24 protein-coding genes are annotated in these 22,203 nt (G+C 68.5%); 15 read left to right on the top strand and 9 right to left on the bottom strand.

Translation table 11 applies throughout. The features are described from left to right. Positions 1–136: 136 nt before the first annotated feature. Entirely contained in the window at positions 137–1,141 is a 1,005-nt protein-coding gene (locus IEV93_RS19900; protein ID WP_188492267.1) for a TerC family protein, read from the top strand. 62 nt (positions 1,142–1,203) lie between these two features. Here IEV93_RS19900 and IEV93_RS19905 read toward each other — a convergent pair whose 3' ends face one another. Both IEV93_RS19905 and IEV93_RS19910 read right to left on the bottom strand, forming a co-directional pair. Further along, positions 1,204–1,488 (bottom strand): YciI family protein, encoded by a 285-nt coding sequence (locus IEV93_RS19905; protein ID WP_188492269.1) that lies wholly within the window; start codon positions 1,486–1,488, stop codon positions 1,204–1,206. A gap of 46 nt (positions 1,489–1,534) precedes the next feature. After that, on the bottom strand, positions 1,535–2,053 hold the full coding sequence (locus IEV93_RS19910; protein ID WP_188492271.1) for an amino-acid N-acetyltransferase: 519 nt from the start codon (positions 2,051–2,053) through the stop codon (positions 1,535–1,537). A 181-nt stretch (positions 2,054–2,234) separates the two neighbouring features. Here IEV93_RS19910 and pgsA point away from each other — a divergent pair, with 181 nt between their 5' ends. From pgsA to IEV93_RS19950, 8 genes are all read left to right on the top strand, one after another. Then, positions 2,235–2,873, top strand: coding sequence for a CDP-diacylglycerol--glycerol-3-phosphate 3-phosphatidyltransferase (gene pgsA / locus IEV93_RS19915; protein WP_188492273.1), 639 nt, complete (start codon positions 2,235–2,237; stop codon positions 2,871–2,873). Between the two features lie 153 nt (positions 2,874–3,026). After that, the gene (locus IEV93_RS19920; protein ID WP_188492275.1) at positions 3,027–3,332 is read left to right on the top strand and encodes a helix-turn-helix domain-containing protein; all 306 of its coding nucleotides are present in this window, start codon (positions 3,027–3,029) and stop codon (positions 3,330–3,332) included. Positions 3,333–3,509: 177 nt separating this feature from the next. Further along, on the top strand, positions 3,510–4,313 hold the full coding sequence (locus IEV93_RS19925; RefSeq protein ID WP_188492277.1) for a PspA/IM30 family protein: 804 nt from the start codon (positions 3,510–3,512) through the stop codon (positions 4,311–4,313). Positions 4,314–4,451: 138 nt separating this feature from the next. Beyond that, entirely contained in the window at positions 4,452–4,640 is a 189-nt protein-coding gene (locus IEV93_RS19930; protein ID WP_188492279.1) for a hypothetical protein, read from the top strand. 26 nt (positions 4,641–4,666) lie between these two features. Further along, positions 4,667–5,845 carry a glycosyltransferase gene (locus tag IEV93_RS19935; protein WP_188492281.1) on the top strand — a complete coding sequence of 393 codons (1,179 nt, stop codon included), beginning with the start codon at positions 4,667–4,669 and terminating at the stop codon, positions 5,843–5,845. Between the two features lie 11 nt (positions 5,846–5,856). Next, positions 5,857–6,051, top strand: a complete 195-nt coding sequence (locus IEV93_RS19940) for a DUF3046 domain-containing protein (RefSeq protein ID WP_188492283.1) — start codon at positions 5,857–5,859, stop codon at positions 6,049–6,051. Positions 6,052–6,362: 311 nt separating this feature from the next. Beyond that, positions 6,363–7,409: a recombinase RecA gene (gene recA, locus IEV93_RS19945; protein WP_188492285.1), complete on the top strand. Its 1,047-nt coding sequence runs from the start codon at positions 6,363–6,365 to the stop codon at positions 7,407–7,409. A 14-nt stretch (positions 7,410–7,423) separates the two neighbouring features. Further along, a complete protein-coding gene (locus tag IEV93_RS19950) occupies positions 7,424–8,041 on the top strand; it encodes a regulatory protein RecX (protein ID WP_188492288.1) in 618 nt (205 codons plus the stop codon). A gap of 10 nt (positions 8,042–8,051) precedes the next feature. Here IEV93_RS19950 and IEV93_RS19955 read toward each other — a convergent pair whose 3' ends face one another. Genes IEV93_RS19955 through IEV93_RS19970 form a run of 4 tightly spaced genes read right to left on the bottom strand, consistent with a single transcriptional unit; the run spans position 8,052 to position 11,366 of the window. After that, positions 8,052–8,930 (bottom strand): amino acid ABC transporter permease, encoded by an 879-nt coding sequence (locus tag IEV93_RS19955; RefSeq protein WP_188492290.1) that lies wholly within the window; start codon positions 8,928–8,930, stop codon positions 8,052–8,054. Beyond that, on the bottom strand, positions 8,927–9,610 hold the full coding sequence (locus IEV93_RS19960; protein WP_188492292.1) for an amino acid ABC transporter permease: 684 nt from the start codon (positions 9,608–9,610) through the stop codon (positions 8,927–8,929). Before IEV93_RS19960 ends, IEV93_RS19955 begins: the two co-directional genes overlap by 4 nt. After that, complete coding sequence (locus IEV93_RS19965) at positions 9,607–10,638, bottom strand: glutamate ABC transporter substrate-binding protein (RefSeq protein ID WP_188492294.1); 1,032 nt, start codon at positions 10,636–10,638, stop codon at positions 9,607–9,609. The genes IEV93_RS19960 and IEV93_RS19965 overlap by 4 nt, the downstream gene beginning before the upstream one ends. After that, a complete protein-coding gene (locus IEV93_RS19970; RefSeq protein ID WP_188493241.1) occupies positions 10,638–11,366 on the bottom strand; it encodes an amino acid ABC transporter ATP-binding protein in 729 nt (242 codons plus the stop codon). The genes IEV93_RS19965 and IEV93_RS19970 overlap by 1 nt, the downstream gene beginning before the upstream one ends. 193 nt (positions 11,367–11,559) lie before the next feature. Between IEV93_RS19970 and miaB the strand changes: the two genes are divergently transcribed. Then, positions 11,560–13,158, top strand: coding sequence for a tRNA (N6-isopentenyl adenosine(37)-C2)-methylthiotransferase MiaB (gene miaB, locus IEV93_RS19975; protein ID WP_371873888.1), 1,599 nt, complete (start codon positions 11,560–11,562; stop codon positions 13,156–13,158). After that, the gene (locus IEV93_RS19980; RefSeq protein ID WP_188492298.1) at positions 13,155–13,832 is read left to right on the top strand and encodes an Rv2732c family membrane protein; all 678 of its coding nucleotides are present in this window, start codon (positions 13,155–13,157) and stop codon (positions 13,830–13,832) included. The genes miaB and IEV93_RS19980 overlap by 4 nt, the downstream gene beginning before the upstream one ends. A 17-nt stretch (positions 13,833–13,849) precedes the next feature. Here the strand turns inward: IEV93_RS19980 and IEV93_RS19985 are convergent, their stop codons facing one another. Continuing rightward, positions 13,850–15,238 (bottom strand): DUF349 domain-containing protein, encoded by a 1,389-nt coding sequence (locus tag IEV93_RS19985; RefSeq protein ID WP_188492301.1) that lies wholly within the window; start codon positions 15,236–15,238, stop codon positions 13,850–13,852. A gap of 186 nt (positions 15,239–15,424) precedes the next feature. Between IEV93_RS19985 and IEV93_RS19990 the strand changes: the two genes are divergently transcribed. From IEV93_RS19990 to hflX, 4 genes are all read left to right on the top strand, one after another. Further along, complete coding sequence (locus tag IEV93_RS19990; RefSeq protein WP_188492303.1) at positions 15,425–16,153, top strand: class III extradiol ring-cleavage dioxygenase family protein; 729 nt, start codon at positions 15,425–15,427, stop codon at positions 16,151–16,153. Next, the gene (gene miaA, locus IEV93_RS19995; RefSeq protein ID WP_188492305.1) at positions 16,150–17,064 is read left to right on the top strand and encodes a tRNA (adenosine(37)-N6)-dimethylallyltransferase MiaA; all 915 of its coding nucleotides are present in this window, start codon (positions 16,150–16,152) and stop codon (positions 17,062–17,064) included. The genes IEV93_RS19990 and miaA overlap by 4 nt, the downstream gene beginning before the upstream one ends. A 9-nt stretch (positions 17,065–17,073) precedes the next feature. After that, positions 17,074–17,988, top strand: coding sequence for a diaminopimelate epimerase (dapF, locus tag IEV93_RS20000; protein ID WP_229705351.1), 915 nt, complete (start codon positions 17,074–17,076; stop codon positions 17,986–17,988). A 252-nt stretch (positions 17,989–18,240) separates the two neighbouring features. Beyond that, on the top strand, positions 18,241–19,653 hold the full coding sequence (gene hflX / locus IEV93_RS20005) for a GTPase HflX (RefSeq protein WP_229705421.1): 1,413 nt from the start codon (positions 18,241–18,243) through the stop codon (positions 19,651–19,653). A gap of 88 nt (positions 19,654–19,741) precedes the next feature. On the opposite strand, the gene IEV93_RS20010 is transcribed toward hflX, so the two are convergent. Together IEV93_RS20010 and IEV93_RS20015 are read right to left on the bottom strand one after the other, a co-directional pair. Then, complete coding sequence (locus tag IEV93_RS20010) at positions 19,742–20,002, bottom strand: HPr family phosphocarrier protein (protein WP_188492307.1); 261 nt, start codon at positions 20,000–20,002, stop codon at positions 19,742–19,744. Positions 20,003–20,044: 42 nt separating this feature from the next. After that, positions 20,045–22,144 carry a PTS fructose transporter subunit IIABC gene (locus IEV93_RS20015; protein ID WP_188492309.1) on the bottom strand — a complete coding sequence of 700 codons (2,100 nt, stop codon included), beginning with the start codon at positions 22,142–22,144 and terminating at the stop codon, positions 20,045–20,047. Positions 22,145–22,203: the final 59 nt, after the last annotated feature.

Here is a 22,203-nt window from a genome sequence, read left to right on the forward strand (position 1 = left end):
ATCTCGTCAATACGTTCGTCACCGGACCGGTGCCATCACCGGCTCCATGTGACGTTCCGGGACGTCGGCCGAGTGGTCAACCACCGGCGGGAGAGACCTCTGGCACCCGTGTTCGGTCAGCTGGAGGAATTTCTGTATGAACGTGTCCGCAACAACCTGGATCATCACCCTCGTGGTGATCCTCGGGTTGTTCATCTTCGACTTCTTCGCCCACGTACGCACGCCACACGCCCCGTCGCTCAAGGAGTCCGGAGCGTGGTCGGCGGTCTACATCACCATTGCCCTGATCTTCGGTGGCTTCGTCTGGTGGCAGTGGGGTGGGACCTACGGCGGTGAGTACTACGCCGGATTCATCACCGAGAAGGCGCTGTCGGTCGACAACCTGTTCGTGTTCGTCATCATCATGGCGAAGTTCGCGGTCCCCCGTGAGTACCAGCAGAAGGTGTTGCTCCTCGGCATCGTGATGGCCCTGGTCATGCGTGGTGGCTTCATCGCCGTCGGTGCCGCCGCCATCAACGCCTACAGCTGGGTCTTCTACCTGTTCGGTGCGTTCCTCATCTACACCGCCGTCAAGCTGATCCGTGAGGCCACGGCGTCCGAGGACGACGAGGAGGAAGGCGACAGCGCGATCATGCGCTTCGTCAAGCGGTACCTGCGCACCACCGACGAGTACAACAGCGACAAGCTGTTCACCAAGGTCAACGGCAAGCGCCTGGCGACCCCGATGCTCATGGTCCTCATCGTCATCGGCTTCACCGACGTGCTCTTCGCGCTGGACTCGATCCCCGCGATCTACGGCCTGACCACCGAGCCGTACATCGTCTTCACCGCGAACGCGTTCGCCCTGATGGGTCTGCGTCAGCTGTTCTTCCTGCTCGACGGACTGCTCGATCGCCTGGTGTACCTGTCGTGGGGCCTGTCGATCATCCTCGGCTTCATCGGTGTGAAGCTCGTGCTGCACGCGCTGCACGAGAACACGCTGCCGTTCCTCAACGGTGGCGAGCACATCAAGGTGCCGGAGATCTCGACCGGACTGTCGCTGAGCATCATCGTCGGCGTCCTGGTGATCACCACGGTGGCCAGCCTCATCAAGGCCAAGTCGAACGACAAGAAAGAACAACAGGAGGTCTCGAGCACCTGATCTGGTGCCCGGATCGCCCCGCGGACCCCGCCCACCTCACGGTGGCGCGGGGTTCGCCCGTTTCAGGAGGCGAGCGGTCCGAACAGCGGCTTCCACTCGGTGACCCGTGTGCCCGAGATGGCGTCGACGCCGTGGAAGGGGTCCCGGGTCAGGATCGTCGCGAGCGCATCGGCGTCGTCGGCGCGGAAGATCAACAGGGCGCCGCTGCCGTCGGGATAGGGGCCGGACTCGAGGACGGTGCCCTCGTCGACGAGCCGGGCCAGCCACGCGCGGTGGTCGGCGCGGTGCTCGTCGCGCAGGTCGGTGGTGCTCTCGGAGTATCGGTACTCCACTGCGAACACGGTCATCGTGGTCTCCGTTCCCCGGCGGTGGCCGGTGGTTGGGCCGAGAGGGTCAGAGCGCGGCGATCATGCGGGTGTTGCCGAGGGTGTTGGGCTTGACGTAGCTCAGGTCGAGGAACTCCGCGACGCCGGCGTCGTACGAGCGGCACATCTCCTCGTAGACCTCGGAGGTCACCGGGGTGCCGTCGATCTCGGTGAACCCGTGCCGGGCGAAGAAGTGTGTCTCGAACGTCAACACGAAGACCCGGGTCAGTTGCAGTTCGCGCGCCACGTCCATCAGTCGGGCGACGAGTCGGTGTCCGATGCCGCGGCCGGCGTAGGAGGTGTCCACGGCCACGGTGCGCACCTCGCCGAGGTCGGACCACAACACGTGCAGCGCACCGCATCCCACGATCCGACCGTCGATCTCGGCGACCCAGAACTCCTGAACGGCCTCGTACAACGTGACGAGGTTCTTCTCCAACAGGATCCGACCCGCGTACTGGTCGATGACCTCTTTGATGCGCGGGACGTCGGAGGTACGAGCCCGCCGGATCACCATGTGGGTACCGGCGGAGTCATCGTCTGCCATGCGAGCACAGTAGTACGGTCGCACCGGTCACAGACACGTGACCACGCGCAGGTGGACCTGCGCGGTCGGGCGGGGCGCCACACCGATATTCTGACCGGGTGGGTGATCTGCGACGCATGGACGCGCGACCGCGATGTCGTGACGCCGCGGCATCGGTGGCTCCCGACGGCAGGTGCCCGCGATGACCGATCGCCTGCGGAACTCGATGAAACCGACCGAGCCGGACCCGATCGCCGATCCGGTCAGCAACGTCCCGATCGTGAACATCGCCAACATCCTCACCGTCTTCCGCATCGTGCTGGTGCCGGTCTTTTTGGCGGCGCTGTTCGCCGACGGCGGGCACAACCCGTGGTGGCGGGTGGCGGCGTGGGCCGTGTTCGCACTGGCGGCGATCACCGATCGCTACGACGGGCGGATCGCCCGGCAACGGGGCCTGATCACCGACTTCGGCAAGATGGCCGACCCCATCGCGGACAAGGCCCTCATCGGCTCGGCCCTGGTGGCGTTGTCGCTGCTGGGTGATCTGAACTGGTGGATCACGGCGGTGATCATCGCCCGCGAGGTCGGGGTGACGCTGCTGCGGTTCTGGGTATTGCGCCACGGGGTGATCCCGGCCAGCCGCGGCGGCAAGCTCAAGACGCTGCTGCAGGTGGTGGCGATCGGGCTCTACATCCTGCCGCTGCCCGGTCCGCTGCACTGGGTGGCCGTCGCGGTGATGGTGGCGGCGATCGTGGCCACGGTCATCACCGGCTTCGACTACGTCTGGCGCGCGATCCGACTGCGGGCCGAGGGCTCCGCAAGGGCACGACGCGACCGATGAGCGCGGTCGGCCGCGGCGAACCTCCGGTCGCGCCCATCCGGGCGACCCCGCCGACATTCCACTAATCTCGGCAGCACCGAGTGAGCCGGACGGGGATCGGGAACTGTATCGACCGCCGCCGCGTTGAACCCGGAGTACGTGAGGAGGACTCAAATGGCCGTGCTACTTCGTGAGGCTCTGGGTGGCAGTCTGCGCCGGGTCCGGACGGATCAGGGGCGCACGCTGCGCGAGGTGTCCAGCAACGCCCGGGTGAGCCTCGGGTATCTCTCCGAGATCGAGCGTGGACAGAAGGAGGCGTCGAGCGAACTGCTCGCCGCCATCTGCGACGCGCTCGACGTGGAGATCGCCGAGGTGCTGCTCGACGTCGGCAACTCGCTCAAGCTGCGCACGACCATCGCCGAGGACACGCGCGTCGTGATCCCGGCCCCCACCGACTCCTCCACCCTCACCGCGGCCTGACGGCTGCGGGACGGCACCGCCGGAGATCGCCGTACCCCGAGTCCGTTCGCGGGTGCGTGCGTGCGTGTGTCGGTCACGGCCACGCCCGGGTGACGAGCGGCTAGATTGGTGCCAAGCAGATCCGTCCGTGGATCGGGGCGGGGCCTCCGATCCGGTAATCGAGAGATCGAGGAACCAATGGCAAACCCATTCGTGAAGGCCTGGCGGTACATGATGGCGTACGGCAACGCCACGATCGACGAGAAGGCCGACCCCAAGATCCAGATCCAGCAGGCCATCGAGGACGCGCAGCGCCAGCACCAGGCCCTGTCGCAGCAGGCCGCCGCCGTGATCGGCAACCAGCGCCAGCTCGAGATGAAGCTGAACCGGCAGCTGGGCGAGGTCGAGAAGCTCGGTGCCAACACCCGTCAGGCCATCACGCTGGCCGATCAGGCGACCGCCAACGGCGACACCGCCAAGTCACTCGAGTACAGCAACGCCGCCGAGGCGTTCGCCGCGCAGCTGGTGACCGCCGAGCAGAGCGTCGAGGATCTCAAGAACCTGCACGATCAGTCCCTGCAGGCGGCGACGCAGGCGAAGAAGGCCGTCGAGCAGAACTCGATGATGTTGCAGCAGAAGCTCGCCGAGCGCACCAAGCTCCTCAGTCAGCTCGAGCAGGCGAAGATGCAGGAGCAGGTGTCGTCCTCGCTGCAGCAGATGAGTGAGCTCTCGGCTCCGGGCAACACCCCGAATCTCGAGCAGGTCCGCGAGAAGATCGAGCGACGCTACGCGACTGCCCTCGGGTCGGCGGAGTTGTCGCGCAACACCGTCGGTGGCCGGATGATGGAGGTCCAGCAGGCGACGGTTCAGATGGCGGGGCACTCGCGGCTCGAGGAGATCCGCGCGAAGATGGCGAACGAGGCGATCGCGGGTCCGAGTGCCTCGACCCCGGCCGTCGAGCAGGGCAACCCGGATCTGCGCAAGCGCCCCGAGCAGGCCTGACGCACCTCGTCGACCCCCGTCAGGGTCATCCCTGATCTTTCCCCCGTCTTCGCCGCGCAGCGGTGACGCGGTGCGTCTGCGCTGTCACGCTGGATGCATCGGGCCGGTATCGGATCGGCGCGGGCAAGGAGAGATGTCATGTGGTGGAAGATCGCACTCGCAATCCTGGTGCTGTGGTTGTTCTTCGGGCTCATCGTGGCGGCGGTGAAGGGTGTCGTCGCGATCGCGGTCGTCGGCCTGATCGCCGTCGGCGCGTTCACCGTGGTGAAGTGGTTCGGTCGGTCGACGCAGTCGTCCGACACGGTGTCGGGGCCGCCGACGATCTAGCGGGACCTCTCGGAAGGAACGCATCGGTGCGGATCGCGATCGTCGCAGGACCTGATGCGGGCCATGCCATCCCGGCGATCGCGCTGGCCGAACGCCTCGTCGCGGCAGGGGAGACGGTCACGGTGTTCACGGGGACGGCCTGGCTCCCCGGCGCCGGACCGACGCGGCCGATCCCGGACGGCGTCACGATGGCCGAACTACCCGGCCTCGACGTCCTCGACTCCGAGGACGACTCCGATGCCGGCGAGAAGCTCAGTGTCCGCGCGGCACGGATGTGCACCGAGCTCATCCCGGTCCTGCGGGCCGATCCGGTCGACCTGGTGGTCTGCGACGTCATCACCGTCTGCGGTGGGTGGGCCGCCGAGCATCTCGGCATCCCGTGGATCGAGTTGTCCCCCCACCCGCTCTACGAACCGTCGGTCGGTCTGCCGCCGATCGGCAGCGGTCTGACCCCGGGGACCGGACTGTCGGGCCGACTCCGGGATCGCCTCATGCGTGCGGCGACGACGCGCTCACGGGCACAGGGGGATCGCCAGCGGGGATCGGCCCGCGCATCGATAGGTCTGCCCGCCGCGTCCCCCGGACCGGCGGCGCGACTCGTCGCCACACTCCCCGCGCTCGAGGTGCCACGCCCGGACTGGCCCGCCGGCGCACACGTCGTCGGACCGCTGCTGTGGGAGCCGACCCGGGAGGTGTTCACCCCGCCGGCGGGATCGGGCCCGGTGGTCGTCGTCGCGCCGTCCACCGCCACGACCGGGGTCGCCGACCTCGTCGACACCGCACTCGAGGCCCTCGATCCCGCCCGCACCGGAACCGACGTCCGCGTGGTCGTCTCCGCGCTGCGACATCGCAGTCGGACGCTGCCGCCCTGGGCGGTCGCCGGGACGGGCCGCCAGGACGACCTCCTCGCGCACGCCGATCTCGTCGTCTGTGGTGGGGGACACGGGATGCTGGCCAAGTCGTTGCTCGCCGGCGTTCCGGTGGTGACCGTCCCGGGCGGCGGCGACCAGTGGGAGCTCGCCAACCGGGTGGTCCGCCAGGGCAGCGGCGTGCTCGTCCGACCGTTGGGCGTCGAGGCACTGCGGGCGTCGTGCCTGGCCGTCCTGGCCGATCCCGGCTTCGCGACCGCGGCGCGCCGTGCCGCCGACGGGGCGGCCGATCTCGCCGACCCGGTCGCGGTGTGCCGATCGACGGTCGGCGACTAGCCTCGACGGCGATGCGTCTCACCGAGTTCTCCGAGCTGATGCAGACCGAGTTCGGCAACCTCACCGCCGACTCGATGCTGCGCGACCACGTCCTGATCGACTTCGGCGGCCGCACGGGTGCCGAGGCACTCGAGGCCGGCATCGATCCCAAGCAGGTCTGGATCGCCCTGTGCCGGGAGTTCGACGTTCCCCGCGAACGCTGGTGACGACCGCCGGCCGTCCCTCGTCGGTCGGATCGCCGACCGACCGGCGTGTCACGGCGCCACGTGCTTGCATCGAACAGATGTTCGCCTAGTCTGGGGTTTGTTCGAACACGTGACCTCCACCGAGGTGACCGCCGGATCTCTCCACAGATGCTGTTCATCCACAGCACGGCGTGAGGATTTTCCGCCGCTGTCGGTGGTCCGGTTTAGCGTGACGCACACCGACGATCGCAGTGGCGATCCGCAGGCCACCTCATGCCGATGACCATCGGTGGAGAACAACCACCGATGAACCGATGATCAGGAGACACCCCATGGCAGGATCGCAGGATCGCGAGAAGGCGCTGGATCTGGCGCTGGCGCAGATCGACAAGAACTTCGGCAAGGGCTCGGTCATGCGCCTCGGCGACGAGGTCCGTGCGCCGATCGAGGTGATCCCCACGGGGTCGATCGCCCTCGACGTCGCGCTGGGCATCGGCGGGCTGCCCCGCGGCCGTGTCGTGGAGATCTACGGCCCGGAGTCCTCGGGTAAGACCACCGTCGCGCTGCACGCGGTGGCCAACGCGCAGGCCAACGGCGGCATCGCCGCCTTCATCGACGCCGAGCACGCGCTCGACCCCGACTACGCGCAGAAGCTCGGTGTCGACACCGACGCACTGCTGGTGTCACAGCCCGACACCGGTGAGCAGGCCCTCGAGATCGCCGACATGCTGATCCGTTCCGGCGCGCTGGACATCCTGGTCATCGACTCCGTCGCGGCGCTCGTGCCCCGCGCCGAGATCGAGGGCGAGATGGGCGACAGCCATGTCGGCCTGCAGGCACGTCTGATGAGCCAGGCGCTGCGCAAGATCACCGGCGCCATGAGCAATTCCGGCACCACGGTGATCTTCATCAACCAGCTGCGCGAGAAGATCGGCGTCATGTTCGGTTCGCCGGAGACCACCACGGGCGGTAAGGCGTTGAAGTTCTACGCGTCGGTGCGTCTGGACATCCGTCGTATCGAGACCCTCAAGGACGGCACCGACGCCGTGGGCAACCGCACCCGCGTCAAGGTCGTCAAGAACAAGGTGTCGCCGCCGTTCAAGCAGGCCGAGTTCGACATCCTGTACGGGCACGGGATCAGCAAGGAGGGCTCGCTGATCGATCTCGGCGTCACCGAGGGATTCATCCGCAAGTCCGGCTCGTGGTTCACCTATGAGGGGGACCAGCTCGGACAGGGCAAGGAGAACGCCCGCAAGTTCTTGCTCGAGAACATCGACGTCCGTGACGAGATCGAGAAGAAGATCAAGGAGAAGCTGGGAATCGGCGCGGTCCTGACCGCAGACGACACGGTCCCGGCTCCTGCGCCCATCGACTTCTGATCCTGGGCCACACCATGACGGACCCGGATGTCCGAGCGCGTCTCGACGACGCGACCCGCGAGATCCTCGCCCGTACCGAGCAGACCCCCCTGCCGACGACGCCGAGCCCGGCGCCGTCGGCAGGGCCGTCTCCCGGTGCGCAGACCGGCGGAGCGACCGCCTACGACAGCGCCCTGCGGTTGCTCGGTGTGCGGGCCCGTAGTCGGCACGAGCTCCGAACCCGACTGATCGGCAAGGACTTCGAGCCCACCGAAGTCGACTCGGTGCTCGATCGGCTCGCCGGTGTCGGTCTCGTCGACGACCGCGAGTTCGCCCACCAGTGGGTGCGGGCCCGGCACACCTACAGCGCCAAGGGGCGAACGGCTCTGAGCCACGAACTACGCACCAAGGGAGTCGATCCCGGCATCATCGCCGACGCGGTCGGCACCATCGACGACGAGGACGAGCGCAGCCGCGCCGCGGAGTTGCTCGACAAGAAGATCGGCCGCGTTCCGGTCGACGCACTCGACGATCCAGCCGAGCGCGACAAGCATCTCCGGCGACTCGTCGGCATGCTCGCCCGACGCGGTTACGGTCCGGGCATCTCGGTCGAGTTGGTCCGCACCGCGCTCGACGAGCGCCGCCGTAGCTGAGGGTCGCCCCTCACTTCTCGATGGCCACACCCGGTATCGCCGACTGGTCGGCGGGCTGGTCCTCGGACTTGGCCCGCTTGCCCTCGCGGAGTCGGCGTTCGACGTTCGTGGCCAGCGTCGAGAGGGTGAAGTTGATGATGATCATCACGATTGCCACCACGACCAGCGCCGGCAGGTAGTTGCCGTAGTACGACGCCGACTGGATGCCGGACCGGACCACCTCGATATAGCCGATGGCGTACCCCAGGGCGCTGTCCTTCAACGCGATGACCATCTGCGAGATGAGCGCGGGCAGCATCGCGGTGACGGCCTGGGGGAGAAGGATCAGACGCATCAGCTGTGACTTGCGCAGACCCAACGAGTTCGCGGCCTCGGCCTGTCCCGAGGGCAGCGAGTTGATACCCGACCGGATGATCTCGGCGATGACCGAACCGTTGTAGAGCGTGAGGCCTGTGACCACGGCGGCGAGCGCCAATTGCTCCGACGGGAACACCGCGTACTGGGCGAACAGGTAATAGGCGAAGATCATCAGGATCAGCACGGGGATGGCCCGGAAGAACTCCACGACACCGCCGGAGAGCAATCGCACGCCCCGATGGTCGGACAGTCGACCGATACCGAGCACGGCTCCGAGGATCAGCGCGAACACGATCGACAGGGCCGCCGCCTTGAGAGTGCCCCAGAGTCCGGGCAGCAGGTAGGTCGTCCAGGTGTTGGCCTCGACGAACGGCTTCCACTTCTCCGAGGTCAGCTGGTCGTTGCTCGCCAGGGTGATGATGACGAACGAGAGGACCGCGAGGATGACGACACCGAAGACCACCGCGATACCGAGGTTTCGCCGTCGGGCGCGGGGCCCGGGCGCGTCGTAGAGAACCGTTGCGCCGCTCATCGTTTCACTGCCAATCTCTTCGCCAGGTAGCCGAAGACGTAGCCCTCGAGCAGGGTGATGATCATGAACCCGATCGCGATGATGATGAAGATCGCGACGATCTGATCAGCGTGGTTCTCGATCTGTTCCTTCATCAACAGCGAGGCCTCGGCCACACCGATGGCCGAGGCGATCGTCGTGTTCTTGGTGAGTGCGATCAGCACGCTGCCCATCGGGCCGATCACCGATCGCGTCGCCTGGGGCAGGACGATGGTGCCGAACACCCGGCTGAAGCCCAGCCCCAACGAGCGGGCGGCCTCGGCCTGTCCGAGCGGGACGGTGTTGAAGCCGGACCGCAACGTCTCGCAGACGAAGGTGGACGTGTAGATCACGAAGCCCAACACCGCGAGCCAGAAGTTGTTGTTCTCGATGAAGTTCTCGTTCTCCGGCGCAAGCGTGAGACCGAGGTTCTGGTACAGCCCGATCGAGCAGAAGATGATGATCAGGGTCAGCGGGGTGTTGCGGACGACGTTGACATACGACGTACCGAACAGCCGCATCACCGGTACCGGGGACACGCGCATACCGGCGAGGATCGTGCCCCACACCAGCGAGCCGATCGCGGCGAAGAACGTCAGCTTGATCGTCACCCAGTAGGCGGGCCACAACTCCGGACCGATGTCGTTCCACAGTTCGTTCATGACAGACCCGCCGGGCACGGGGTCGACTTCGAGTCGAGGAACGACAGATCGCCGGGCTTGGGGGTGAACGTGAACGGCGAGTCCGGCGCATCGGCGCGCTTCATCAGCGTCTCGACCTCCTCGGCACCGACCGACTCGCGCAGTGCGCGCTCCCACGGCGACGACCCCGAACCGTCCGGGGTGAGCATCTTGTCCAGCGCCTTGTTGGCGGCGGTGACGTTGGCCGGATAGTTCTTGGGCATGCCGATGCCGTATCGCTCGGTGGAGAACGGCGCGCCCTCCTTGCGGAGCACCTTCTTGCCGGAGGAGGTGACGCACGCGTCCTTCGGGTACGTCATGTCGACGATCTTGAACTGGTCGTCGTAGATGTCGAAGTTCGCGAATCCGGCGAGGATGACCTCGTCGGTGGTCAGCGCGTCGATCTTCTTCAACCTCAGCGCCTCCACACAACCGGAGTAGGAGTCGTACTCCTGCAGCTGGATACGGGGGAGTTGCGCCTTGACGTTCTGCGCCGACGTCGACCCGGTCACCGAGCAGAGCTTCTTGCCCTTGTCGAGGTCGGTGAGGGTGCTGATGCTGTCGTCGTCCTGGCGGACCAGCAGGCCCTGGTAGTTCACCAGGTAGGGACCGGCGAAGGAGACGCGCTCCGAGCGCGCGGCGTTGATGGAGTAGGTGGCGGCGATCATGTCGACCTCGCCGTTCTCGATGAGCGTCTCGCGCTGGGCGGACGGTGTCTCGCGCCACGTGATCTCCGGGTGCTTGACGCCGAGGTCGTCCGCGATCGAGTCGACCACGTATCGCGAGACGAGCGTGTCGAAGCCGGTGAAGTCCCGGTCGGGTTCACGGAGTCCGAGCCCGGGCTGGTCGTATTTGGTGCCGAGGATGACCGACCCGCTCTTGATGGAGCTGATCAGATCCCGCGGGTTGGTGTTGCCACAGGCGGTCAGCGATGCCGCGGTGACGGCGAGCGTCATGGTCAGGATCCCGAAGGTCGACCATCGACGCCGGCGAGGATGTCTCGTCGTCATCAGTGGCCCAGGATCTTGCCGAGGAAGTCACGGGCGCGGTCCGACTCGGGCCGGGTGAAGAAGCTCTCCGGATCAGTGTCCTCGACGACCGCACCGTCGGCCATGAAGATGACGCGATCGGCGGCCTTGCGGGCGAAGCCCATCTCGTGGGTCACCACCACCATCGTCATGCCCTCCTTGGCCAACGAGACCATGACGTCGAGCACCTCGTTGACCATCTCCGGGTCGAGCGCGGAGGTGGGCTCGTCGAACAGCATCACCTTCGGGTCCATGGCCAGCGACCGCGCGATGGCGACGCGTTGCTGCTGACCGCCGGACAGCTGCGCGGGGTACTTGTCCTTCTGGGTGGCGATACCGACACGCTCGAGCAGCTCCATCGCACGCGTGCGGGCGTCGTCCTTGCTCTTGCGACGCACCTTGATCGGCGCCAGCGTGACGTTGTCGAGGATCGTCTTGTGGGCGAAGAGGTTGAACGACTGGAAGACCATGCCGACCTCGGCGCGCAGCGCGGCGAGGCCTTTGCCCTCGGACGGGAGCAGTTCACCGTCGATGCGGATCTCGCCGTTGTCGATCGGCTCGAGCCGGTTGATGGTGCGACACAGGGTCGATTTGCCCGATCCCGACGGACCCAGCACCACGATCACCTGGCCGGCGGGTACCTCCAGGTTGATGTCCTTGAGAACATGGAGTTCGCCGAAGTGCTTGTCGACTCCCCGCAGCGAGATCATCGGCGGTCTGTCGGTCTGCGGCGCCGGCGCGGCGGATCCGGGTTGCGAAGCGGTCATGGGTGGCAACCTTACGTTTGCGAGTACCGGAATCGGCGCACAATCAGCGCCTTGGGTAACGAAAACTTTACTGTGTCGCCCCCGATCCCGCCGGGCTGCGCGCCCGTCAACGCCCACCTCCGATCCGCTGAGTACCCTGGTCACGATGAGTGCCACCGCCACACACAGCCCTCGCGGCGCCGAACGCCCGGCGCCGGCGACCGGTGTCGCCGGATCCCCGCGCAGCTACCAGGTCCGCACCTACGGCTGCCAGATGAACGTGCATGATTCCGAGCGCATCTCGGGTCTGCTCGAGGACGCCGGATACGTCCGTGCGACCGACGGATCCGACGCCGACCTGGTGGTCTTCAACACCTGCGCGGTCCGCGAGAACGCCGACAACAAGCTCTACGGCAACCTCTCGCATCTGGCGCCGATCAAGGAACAACGTCCGGACATGCAGATCGCCGTCGGTGGCTGCCTCGCGCAGAAGGACCGCGCGACGGTCGTGGACAAGGCGCCGTGGGTCGACGTGGTGTTCGGCACCCACAATCTCGGGTCCCTGCCCGCCCTGCTCGACCGGGCACGGCACAACGAGACCGCCCAGGTGGAGATCCTCGAGTCGCTACAGGAGTTCCCGTCCACGCTCCCCGCACGACGGGAGTCGTCCTACGCCGGATGGGTGTCGGTCTCGGTGGGCTGCAACAACACCTGCACGTTCTGCATCGTGCCCGCGCTGCGCGGCAAGGAGGTCGACCGACGTCCCGGTGACGTGTTGGCCGAGGTCAAGGCCCTCGTGGACCAGGGTGTCGTCGAGGTCACCCTGCTCGGTCAGAACGTCAACGCCTACGGCATGTCGTTCGCCGACCCCGAGCTGGGGCGCTCCCGCTCGGCGTTCGCCGACCTGCTGCGCGCGTGCGGCGACATCGACGGCCTCGAGCGGGTGCGGTTCACCTCGCCGCACCCCGCGGAGTTCACCACCGACGTCATCGACGCAATGGTCGAGACGCCCAACGTCTGCCCGCAGCTGCACATGCCACTGCAGTCCGGGTCCGACCGGATCCTCAAGTCGATGCGCCGCAGCTACCGCCGCACGAAGTTCCTCGCCATCCTCGACGAGGTGCGCGATCGTCTGCCCGACGCCGCCATCACCACCGACATCATCGTCGGGTTCCCGGGGGAGACCGAGGAGGACTTCGAGCAGACCCTCGACCTCGTCGCGCGTGCCCGGTTCACCTCCGCGTTCACGTTCCAGTACTCGCCCCGCCCCGGTACACCCGCCGCGACGATGGCCGACCAGGTGCCGAAAGCGGTTGTCACCGAACGGTATCTGCGGCTGACCGCCCTGCAGGACGAGATCTGCCTCGAGGAGAACCGTCGCCGGATCGGCTCGACGGTGGAGTTGCTCGTCGTCGCCGACACCGACGGCAAGAACGGTGGTCGCAAGAACTCCGAGACCAACCGGATCTCCGGTCGGGCCAGGGACGGGCGGCTCGTGCACTTCGTGGGCGACCGTGCGCAGGTCCGGGCAGGCGATGTCGTCGAGACCGTGGTCACCGGAGCCCTGCCGCACTACCTGCTCGCCGACGGCCCGCTGCGATCGCACCGCCGTACCCGCGCCGGGGACGAGTCGCAGGCGGGTCGCACCGCCCAGACACCGCCGATCGGTGTCGGGCTGGGCATGCCGACGATCGGCCGAATCGATCCGCAGGCCGCAGTCGCGGTCGGCGGCTGTGCAGGAGGATGTGACGTATGACCGAAGGAACGAACCGATCGTCGGCGGACGGTGCCGACGGGTTCTCCCAGTTCGAGGGTGATCTGCGCCGTGCCGAGCGCAAGGTGGCCGGCGAGATCGACCCGGGTGCGCGGGCGGTGGTGGTCGCGGCCGCCGTGCTCGTCGCGATCCTGTCGATGATTCTGCCGCACACCGGATCCGCCAACGGGATCGATGTCCTGACCTTCGCTGCCGACGCGTCGACCGAACGGGTGACCATCACCTCGCGTGTCTTCGTGTTCCTCGTGGTGATCTTCGGGATCGGGTTCTCCATGCTCGCGCTGGTGACCCGCCGGTGGTTCCTGGCCTGGATCGCGTTGTGCGGCAGTGCCGTCGGATGCGTCGCGGGAATGCTGGCCTGGTGGTCGCGCAACACCCCCGGCGTCGACGGGATCGCGCCGCCGCACGGTGTCGGGGTCGGCCTCGGTCTGGGCTGGCTGGCGATGTTCGTCATCACCTTCCACTGGGCACGGGTCGTGTGGGCGCGCACCAACTACCAGCTCGCCCTCGAGGAGCGCCGCCGGGAGGACGCCGCGGCCGCCGAGGACCGGGCCCGTGCGCTGCAGCGCAAGGTCACCCGCACCGCAGCCGACTCTCGCCCCGCTCCCGAGGCCCGATCTGCTCCCGACGATCTGGCCGGACCGGCTTCCTCGTGAGCTGAGCGGGTGGGGGACTAGCGGTCGGAGACGGCGCTCGCCGCCGCCTGCGCCCACTCCCGCCACTGCTGGGCCTGTGCCCGTAGATCGGCCGCCTCACGGTCCCGGCCGCGCGCGTCGGCCTTGTCGGCCTGCTCCTCGAGCTGCGCCACACGGGCCTCGAACTGCTTCGCGCGGGCGATGACCTCGGGATCGGTGGAGCGCCAGTGCTTCTCCTCCGCGTCGGAGATCCGCTTCTCGATGGCGCGCATGCGCTTCTCGAGGCTCTGCATGTGCTCACGGGGCACCTTGCCGATGGCGTCCCACTGCTCGCGGATGGTGCGGAACTCGCGACGGGCGGCCTCCAGATCGGTGGCCGGGTCGACCGTCTTCTCGGCCGTGACCAGCAGCTCGCGCTTGGCGGCGGCATTGGCGTCGAACTCGGCGTCGCGTTCGCTGCCCGCGGCGTTGCGCGCGGCGAAGAAGACGTCCTGGGCGCCCTTGAACCGTTCCCACAGTGCGTCGTCCTGATCGCGCGGGGCGCGTCCGGCCGCCTTCCAGTCGGTCAGCAGATCCCGGAACTTCCCGGCGGTCGGGCCCCAGTCGGTCGATCCCGACAGCGCCTCGGCGGCCGCGATCAGTTCCTCCTTGCGGGACTTGGCCCCCGCGCGTTCACGGTCGAGGTCGGCGAAGTGCGCCCCGCGCCGACGGTTGAAGGCGTCGCGTGCCTTCGCGTAGCGCTTCCACAGGACGTCGTCGGTCTTGCGGTCGACCCCTTTGATGGTCTTCCACTCGTCGAGGATCGCGCGGAGGCGGTCGCCCGCGGACTTCCACTGCGTGGTCTCCGCACCGATCTGTTCGGCCTCGGCGGCGAGTTCCTCCTTGCGGGCGATCGCCGCGGCGCGCGAGGCGTCACGCTCGCGGGTGCGCTTCTCGGCCACCGAGTCCGCGTCGTCGATGATCGCGGTCAGCCGTGCCTCGAGTGCGGTTACGTCGCCGAGGACGGCGGCGGTGGGCAGGGTCTCGCGCAGCGCCACGGCGGCGGTCTTGGTCTTTCGCGGGTCGCCGGTGCCCGCGGCGAGACGCTCCTCGAGGATCTCGACCTCGGTCGCCATGTCGTCGAACCGGCGCCCGAAATGGGCCAGGCCCTCCTCGGGCGCGCCGGCCTGCCAGGAACCGACCTGCCGTCGGATCTCCCCGACCTCCAACCACACCGCGCCGTCGGCATCGATGTGGCCGAACCTGCTCGGATCGGTCTGCGGCTGGTGATGCGCGTGCACGACGACCTCGGGGGCCGCAGGCGCATGTGGTCGCGGTCCCGGGCGGGGACCGGGCTTGGGCGGGCCCGGCGTGGGTCGCGGCGGCGCCGGAACCTCGGATGCGGTGGGCTCGACGGCCTGCGCGTCGTGCGGTGTCGGATCGGTCATGTGGGTGTCCTCGTCCCTGCCGCGCGTCACGGCTGCCGTGTGCTCCTGAGCGGATGCGCCCGACCCGAGGGCCGGTTGCGGTGTCCATTCAAACAGGTGGGCGCAGTTTTCGTGTGCACTCGTCACAGGACGCGGTGGCGTCCCGCGGGCATCGGGGGACCACACGGTCGGCTAGCGTTGCGAACTGTGTTGACCGCAGCCGCTTTCGTGCCCGGAGCCCCACTGGTGGTGCCGGCCCTGGCGGGCCCCGGTGCCACCGACGTCGCCGATCTGCGTACCGCGGTCCTCGAGGTGACCCGGCGCCTGTCGGACACGGCGCACCGGTGGGTCGCGATCGGGGTGGGCGATCCCGGCACCGCCGACCTCACCCGGGGCACGTTCGCCGGCTTCGGCGTCGACGAGACCGTCTCGTTGCGACCCGGTGGCGGCGACGAGCCCGCGTCGGCCGTGATGGCCACCCCGATGCTCGTCGCCGGCTGGCTGCGGGGACAGATCGCCCCCTCGGTGTCGGTGTGCCCGTCGCTGGTGGACGCCTCGACCAGCCCACGGGACTGCGCCCGGATCGGCACCGAACTGGGTGCCCGCATCGCCGACACCGACGAGGCCGTCGGTCTGCTCGTGGTGGCGGACGGTTCTTTCGGTCTGTCACCCACGGCGCCCGGCGGGGAGATCGTCGGCGCCGGAGCCGTCCAGGATCGCCTCGACGCGGCCGTCGCAGCCGGCGATCTCGACGCCATCGAGGCGTTCGGCGTCACCGAGGCGGCCGAGGCGGGGATCGTCGGCCGTGCCGCGTGGCAGGTGGCCGTGGCGGTGTGGCGTGCCGCGGCCCCCGGCGACTTCTCGACCGAATCCCCCTACTGCGCCGCACCGTTCGGCGTCGGCTACCAGGTGGCCTGGTGGGGTCGACGCGCGTGAGGACGCCGGTCGCGGTGATCGGGCCCACCGGGACCGGGAAATCCGACCTCGCGCTCGATCTGGCCGAGCGATTCGACGGCGAGATCGTCAACGTCGACGCCATGGCGCAGTACCGCGGGATGGACATCGGCACCGCGAAACCCCCACCGGCACAGCGTCGCGGGATCCCGCACCACCAGCTCGACGTCCTCGACGTGTCGGAGACGGCGACCGTGGCCCGCTATCAGCAGGCGGCGCGCGCCGACGTGGAGAACGTGCTCGCCGCAGGGCGCCTTCCGGTCATCGTCGGGGGCTCCATGATGTACATCCAGTCGCTGCTCGACGACTGGAACTTCCCGGCGACCGACGCGGGCGTGCGGGCGCGTCTCGAGGCGGAGCTCGCCGACGTCGGGGTCACCGAGATGCACCGGCGTCTCGGTGCGGTGGACCCGGCGGCGGCAACGACCATCCTCGACACCGACGGCCGCCGGATCGTCCGTGCGCTGGAGGTCGTGGAGCTGACCGGCGAGCCGTTCGCCGCGTCGGCGCCGCAGAAGGGGACCCCTCGATGGTCGACCGCGATCGTCGCGCTCGACCGGGAGACCGACGTGCTGGACGACCGTCTGCGCGCCCGGACCGACGCGATGTTCGACGCCGGACTGGTGGACGAGGTCATCGGACTGATCGACCGCGGCCTCCGCGACGGACTGACCGCGTCCCGTGCGATCGGCTACGCGCAGGTGCTCGAGGTCATCGACGGCGACCTCGACCTCGACACCGCCCGCGAGCTGACGTTCACCGGGACCCGCCGCTACGTCCGCAGGCAACGTTCGTGGTTCCGGCGCGACGATCGCATCCGCTGGTTCGACGCCGCGCAGGACCGACTGCTCGACCGCGTCACGGCCCACCTTCGCGACGTCGATGTCCGGTAACCTGGGCGGATGCGCAGCAGTGGGCGGTCGGTAACCGAGTCCCTCGATGCCGCCGGGATCGAGTTCCTCAAGGGGCACGGGACGCAGAACGACTTCGTGCTGCTCCCCGATCCCACCGCGTCGATCGATCTGACCGCGGAACTCGTGCAGGCTCTCTGCGACCGGCAGCGCGGCATCGGCGCCGACGGCGTCCTCCGTGTCGCGCGGGCCGACGCGTTGTGCGCCACCGGCGTGCTGTCGGAACTGCCCGCCGGGGTCCGTACCACCGACTGGTTCATGGACTACCGCAACGCCGACGGCTCCGTGGCCGAGATGTGCGGCAACGGTGTCCGCGTGTTCGCGCACTTCCTCGCATCCTCCGGCGCGGTCTCGGAACCGGGGTTCACCGTGGGCAGCCGGGCGGGTGGCCGGCGCGTCGAGGTCCACCACGCCGACGAGACCACCGCCGACGTCAGCGTCGAGATGGGCGCGGTGACCACCGGGGTGGAGAGCAAGGCCGTCCTCGGTGACACCACGGTCGCCGGACTCGCCGTCGACGTCGGCAATCCCCACCTCGCCTGTGTCGTCGGGGGTCTGGATGTGGCGGCGCTGGCCGGTTTCGACCTCGCCCACGGCGCTGACTTCGACCCCGCCGTGTTCCCGGACGGTGTGAACATCGAGATCATCACGCCGATGGCCAACGGATCGGTCGACATGCGGGTGCTCGAACGCGGTGTCGGTGAGACACGCAGCTGCGGCACCGGTACCGTCGCCGCGGCCGCGGCCGCACTGCGCGCGAGCACGGGCACCCAGGTGGGCACAGTCGATGTCCGCGTTCCCGGCGGTCGCGTCACGGTGCGCATCGACGAGAGCGGTGCGGTGCTGCGCGGGCCGTCGGTCCTGGTGGCCTCGGGCACCCTGCGCGCCGGCTGGAACACCCCGTGAACGGGACGCCGACGGAAATACACATGCGCGGTACACGGTTTGCATGAGATACATGAGTGAGACCCCGCGAGGCCCCGGCACCAGCCGGTGAGTGCTCTCGAGACAGATCAGGAGAACACCTTCATCTTCGATACACACACCTCAGATGACGCGACCGCCACCGACCTGACCGACGCGTTCCCCGACACCGACGCGATCGATTCCGACGCACTGGACCCCGGGGCGCTCGACGACGACGAACTCGACACCGACGTGCCGGTCGCCCGGGTGCCGTGGCGTTCCCCGACCACCGGCGAGTTCCAACTCGACGAGCGGTCGTCCCTGCAGCGTGTGCCCGGTCTGTCCACCGAGCTCGAGGACGTCACCGAGGTCGAGTACCGCCAGCTGCGGCTCGAGCGGGTAGTCCTCGTCGGCGTCTCACTCGACGCCTCGGTGACGACCGCGAACGCCCGGATGGCCGAACTGGCCGCGCTGGCCGAGACCGCGGGGTCGGAGATCCTCGACGCCGTGATGCAGCGTCGCGACAAGCCCGACCCGGCGACCTACATCGGCTCGGGCAAGGCCCACGAGCTGCGTGAGGTCGTCCTGGCGACCGGGGCCGACACCGTCATCTGCGACGGCGAGCTCACACCCGCGCAGCTCAACGCGCTGGAGAAGGTCGTCAAGGTCAAGGTCATCGACCGCACGGCGCTGATCCTCGACATCTTCGCCCAGCATGCCACCTCCCGCGAGGGCAAGGCGCAGGTCGCGCTGGCACAGATGGAGTACATGATCCCCCGGCTACGCGGCTGGGGTGAGTCGATGTCCCGGCAGGCCGGTGGTCGCGCGGGCAGCAACGGCGGTGTGGGTCTGCGCGGTCCCGGTGAGACGAAGATCGAGACCGACCGACGGCGTATCCGCGAGCGGATGGCCAAGCTCCGTCGCGAGATCCGACAGATGAAGACCTCGCGGAACACCAAGCGCAGCAGGCGTCGCGACTCGTCGGTGCCGTCGGTGACCATCGCCGGCTACACCAACGCGGGCAAGTCCAGCCTCATCAACGCCATGACCGGCGCGGGTGTGCTGGTCCAGAACGCGCTGTTCGCCACGTTGGACCCGACCACCCGCCGCGCCACCCTCGACGACGGTCGCGAACTCGTGCTGACCGACACCGTGGGATTCGTCCGACACCTGCCGACCCAGCTCGTCGAGGCGTTCCGCTCGACGCTCGAGGAGGTGGTCGACGCCGACCTCGTGCTGCACGTGGTCGACGCATCGGATCCGCTTCCCATGGAGCAGATCTCGACCGTGCGGACCGTGATCGACGACGTCGTCCGCGCCGAGAACGCCACGGCGCCGCCGGAGGTGTTGGTGATCAACAAGATCGACGCCGCCGACCCGACCACGTTGACCGCGCTGCGCAGCGAGTTCCCCGACGCGGTGTTCGTCTCCGCGCTCACCGGGGCCGGACTCGAGGAGTTGTTCGACCGCGTTCGTGACGTGGTCGGTCGCGATGACGTCGAGCTGTCCGTCGAGGTGCCGTACTCACGCGGGGATCTGGTGTCGCGCATCCACGCCCAGGGTGACGTGTTGTCCACCGAACACCGGACCGAGGGGACGTTCATGCGCGTCAAGGTGCCCGCGGCACTGGCCGGGGAGCTGGCCGGACTCGCGCACAGCGGCTGACCGAGGGCGCCGAGACCGCAGGCGCCACCACAGCGACGAACGCCCCGGGGACATCGTCCCCGGGGCGTTCGTCGTGCTCGATCAATGCCTACTCGGCGTCGAGATCCTTCGCGACGAGACCCGCGATGGAGTCCAAGGTCTCCTGATCGTCGGCGCTGACCACGACCGCGGTGCCCTTCTCGGCACCGAGGGTCATGATCATCAGGGCCGAACCGGCGTCGACCGGCTCGCCGCCCTCGACGGCGAGGGTGACCGCTGATCCGGCGGCGGCGACCGCCTCGGCGATGATGGTCGCCGGTCGGGCGTGCAGGCCGACCGCGGATCCGACGGCGATGGTGGTGCTGGGCATATCAATTCCTCCTGGTTGTGGGGTCTGGTGGTACGAGCTTGATCAGGCTGCGACCGGCTGGGCCGCGACGGTCGCCGAGGTGGCGACGACGGGCTTGCTGCGCAGCTGCTTGGCGGCGACCACCAGAACCGCTCCGACCACTGTGCCCGCCGCGAGCGCGATCAGGAAGCCCAACACGTTGGTCATCGCGAAGAACACGAAGATGCCGCCGTGCGGGGCGCGCAGCCCCACGTCGAAGGCCATCGTCAGGGCGCCGGTCACGGCGCCGCCGGCCATCATCGAGGGGATGACCCGCAGGGGGTCGGCCGCCGCGAACGGGATGGCGCCCTCGGAGATGAACGACGCTCCCAGCAGCCAGGCCGCCTTGCCGTTCTCCCGCTCGGGCTCGGTGAAGAGCTTCGGGCGGATGGTGGTGGCCAGGGCCATCGCCAGCGGTGGGACCATGCCCGCGCACATCACGGTGGCCATGATGCGCAGGTCCGCGGACCCGCCGATCGCCAGTCCCTGGACCGCGAAGGCGTAGGCCGCCTTGTTGACCGGGCCGCCGAGGTCGAAGCACATCATCAGGCCGAGGATGACGCCGAGGATGATCACCGAACTGCCCGACATCGACGACAGGGCGTCCTGCAGCGAGGTGGTGATCCACTTGAGGGGACGACCGAGCACCATGAGCATCAATGCGCCGGTGATGAGGGTGGCCAGCAGCGGGATGATCACCACCGGCATCAGGCCACGTGCCCACTGCGGGAGCGGGATACGGCTGATCCAGAGGGCGACGAAACCGGCGATCAGACCACCGACGAGGCCGCCGATGAAGCCCGCGCCCACAACCGAGGCGATGTAGCCGGCGGTGAAACCGGGAGCCAGACCGGGCCGGTCGGCGATCGCGAAGGCGATGTAGCCGGCGAGGGCGGGAACCAGGAAGAAGAAGGCGAGCGAACCGATCTCGAAGAACACGCCACCGAGGTATTGCATGAAGCCGCCCGAGGGCAGATTGGTCAGGCTGTTGGTGAGCGCGATGGTGGCGCCGAGCGGGTCGGTGGCGCCGTTGGGCTTGAGCGCCATCTCGTAGCCGCCGAACAGGAAGCCCAGCGCGATCAGCAGACCGCCCGCCGCGACGAACGGGATCATGTAGCTGACGCCGGTCAGCAGGATCTGCCGTGTCCGGACGCCCCAGCCGAGCTCGCTCGAGCCCGACGACGCGTCGGTCGCCGTCGACGCCGATCCGCCGACCTTCTTGGCGTTCGGGTTCTTCGACGCCGCAACGGCTTCGGAGATCATCACGTCCGGCTCGTTGATGGCGCGCTTGGTGCCCGACTCGATCACGGGCTTGCCCGCGAACCGCTCGCGGCCCTTGACGCCCACGTCGGTGGCGAAGATGACCGCACCCGCCCGGGCGATGACGGCCGGATCGATCGGGGTGGTCTTCGACGATCCCTGGGTCTCGACGACGAAATCGACATCGGCGCGCTCGGCGGCGTAGGTGAGCGAGTCCGCGGCCATGTAGGTGTGCGCGATCCCGGTGGGGCAGGCGGTGATCGCCACCACGGTCGGACGCTCGGCGGCCGTCGTGTCCGCGACCGGCGGCGGGGTCACCGCGTCGGTGGTGGCCGCGGGTGCGCTGGGCGCTGCCGGAGCCGGTGAGACGACGCCCTGCACCAGTTCGACGATGGTCGCCGCGTCCTTCGCCGAGCGCAACTGCGCGACGAAGTCGGGGCGGACCAGCGCGCGGGCCAGGGAGCTGAGCAGCTTCATGTGCTCGGAGCCGCCGGATGCCGGTGCGGCGATGAGGAAGACGATGTCGGCCGGTGCGTCCTTGGCGCCGAAGTCGACCTTGGGGGACAGGCGCGCGAAGGCGAGGCTGGCGCGCTGGGCGGCCTCGGCACGGCAATGCGGGATCGCGATCCCACCGGGGAGTCCGGTGGCCGACTGCGCCTCGCGGGCCATCGCGGGTGTGACGAGACCCTCGACGTCGGTGGCCCGACCCGCGGCGACGAGCCGCTGGGCGAGGTAGGTGATGACGGCCTGGTTGTCGCGGCCGGCGTCGACGTCGAGTGCGACCGTGTCGACCTCGATGATCTGGGTGGGATCCGGATCCTGCGCACCCCCGTGCGCGGTGCCGGCGGTATGTGTATCGGACATCGTTGTGCCTTTTTTCGATGGATGGATGACGCTGTGGAGAGTTCTGGGTGGGGAAGACG

It is taken from the genome of Williamsia phyllosphaerae (assembly GCF_014635305.1).
Classification (GTDB): domain Bacteria; phylum Actinomycetota; class Actinomycetes; order Mycobacteriales; family Mycobacteriaceae; genus Williamsia_A; species Williamsia_A phyllosphaerae.

Excerpts from the sequence above, each read along its gene's own strand:
- IEV93_RS19900 (WP_188492267.1), top strand. The coding sequence starts at position 137 with ATGAACGTGTCCGCAACAACCTGGATCATCACCCTCGTGGTGATCCTC.
- IEV93_RS19905 (WP_188492269.1), bottom strand. The coding sequence starts at position 1,488 with ATGACCGTGTTCGCAGTGGAGTACCGATACTCCGAGAGCACCACCGAC.
- IEV93_RS19910 (WP_188492271.1), bottom strand. The coding sequence starts at position 2,053 with ATGGCAGACGATGACTCCGCCGGTACCCACATGGTGATCCGGCGGGCT.
- pgsA (WP_188492273.1), top strand. The coding sequence starts at position 2,235 with ATGACCGATCGCCTGCGGAACTCGATGAAACCGACCGAGCCGGACCCG.
- IEV93_RS19920 (WP_188492275.1), top strand. The coding sequence starts at position 3,027 with ATGGCCGTGCTACTTCGTGAGGCTCTGGGTGGCAGTCTGCGCCGGGTC.
- IEV93_RS19925 (WP_188492277.1), top strand. The coding sequence starts at position 3,510 with ATGGCAAACCCATTCGTGAAGGCCTGGCGGTACATGATGGCGTACGGC.
- IEV93_RS19930 (WP_188492279.1), top strand. The coding sequence starts at position 4,452 with ATGTGGTGGAAGATCGCACTCGCAATCCTGGTGCTGTGGTTGTTCTTC.
- IEV93_RS19940 (WP_188492283.1), top strand. The coding sequence starts at position 5,857 with ATGCGTCTCACCGAGTTCTCCGAGCTGATGCAGACCGAGTTCGGCAAC.
- recA (WP_188492285.1), top strand. The coding sequence starts at position 6,363 with ATGGCAGGATCGCAGGATCGCGAGAAGGCGCTGGATCTGGCGCTGGCG.
- IEV93_RS19950 (WP_188492288.1), top strand. The coding sequence starts at position 7,424 with ATGACGGACCCGGATGTCCGAGCGCGTCTCGACGACGCGACCCGCGAG.
- IEV93_RS19955 (WP_188492290.1), bottom strand. The coding sequence starts at position 8,930 with ATGAGCGGCGCAACGGTTCTCTACGACGCGCCCGGGCCCCGCGCCCGA.
- IEV93_RS19960 (WP_188492292.1), bottom strand. The coding sequence starts at position 9,610 with ATGAACGAACTGTGGAACGACATCGGTCCGGAGTTGTGGCCCGCCTAC.
- IEV93_RS19965 (WP_188492294.1), bottom strand. The coding sequence starts at position 10,638 with ATGACGACGAGACATCCTCGCCGGCGTCGATGGTCGACCTTCGGGATC.
- IEV93_RS19970 (WP_188493241.1), bottom strand. The coding sequence starts at position 11,366 with ATGATCTCGCTGCGGGGAGTCGACAAGCACTTCGGCGAACTCCATGTT.
- IEV93_RS19980 (WP_188492298.1), top strand. The coding sequence starts at position 13,155 with ATGACCGAAGGAACGAACCGATCGTCGGCGGACGGTGCCGACGGGTTC.
- IEV93_RS19985 (WP_188492301.1), bottom strand. The coding sequence starts at position 15,238 with ATGACCGATCCGACACCGCACGACGCGCAGGCCGTCGAGCCCACCGCA.
- dapF (WP_229705351.1), top strand. The coding sequence starts at position 17,074 with ATGCGCAGCAGTGGGCGGTCGGTAACCGAGTCCCTCGATGCCGCCGGG.
- IEV93_RS20010 (WP_188492307.1), bottom strand. The coding sequence starts at position 20,002 with ATGCCCAGCACCACCATCGCCGTCGGATCCGCGGTCGGCCTGCACGCC.
- IEV93_RS20015 (WP_188492309.1), bottom strand. The coding sequence starts at position 22,144 with ATGTCCGATACACATACCGCCGGCACCGCGCACGGGGGTGCGCAGGAT.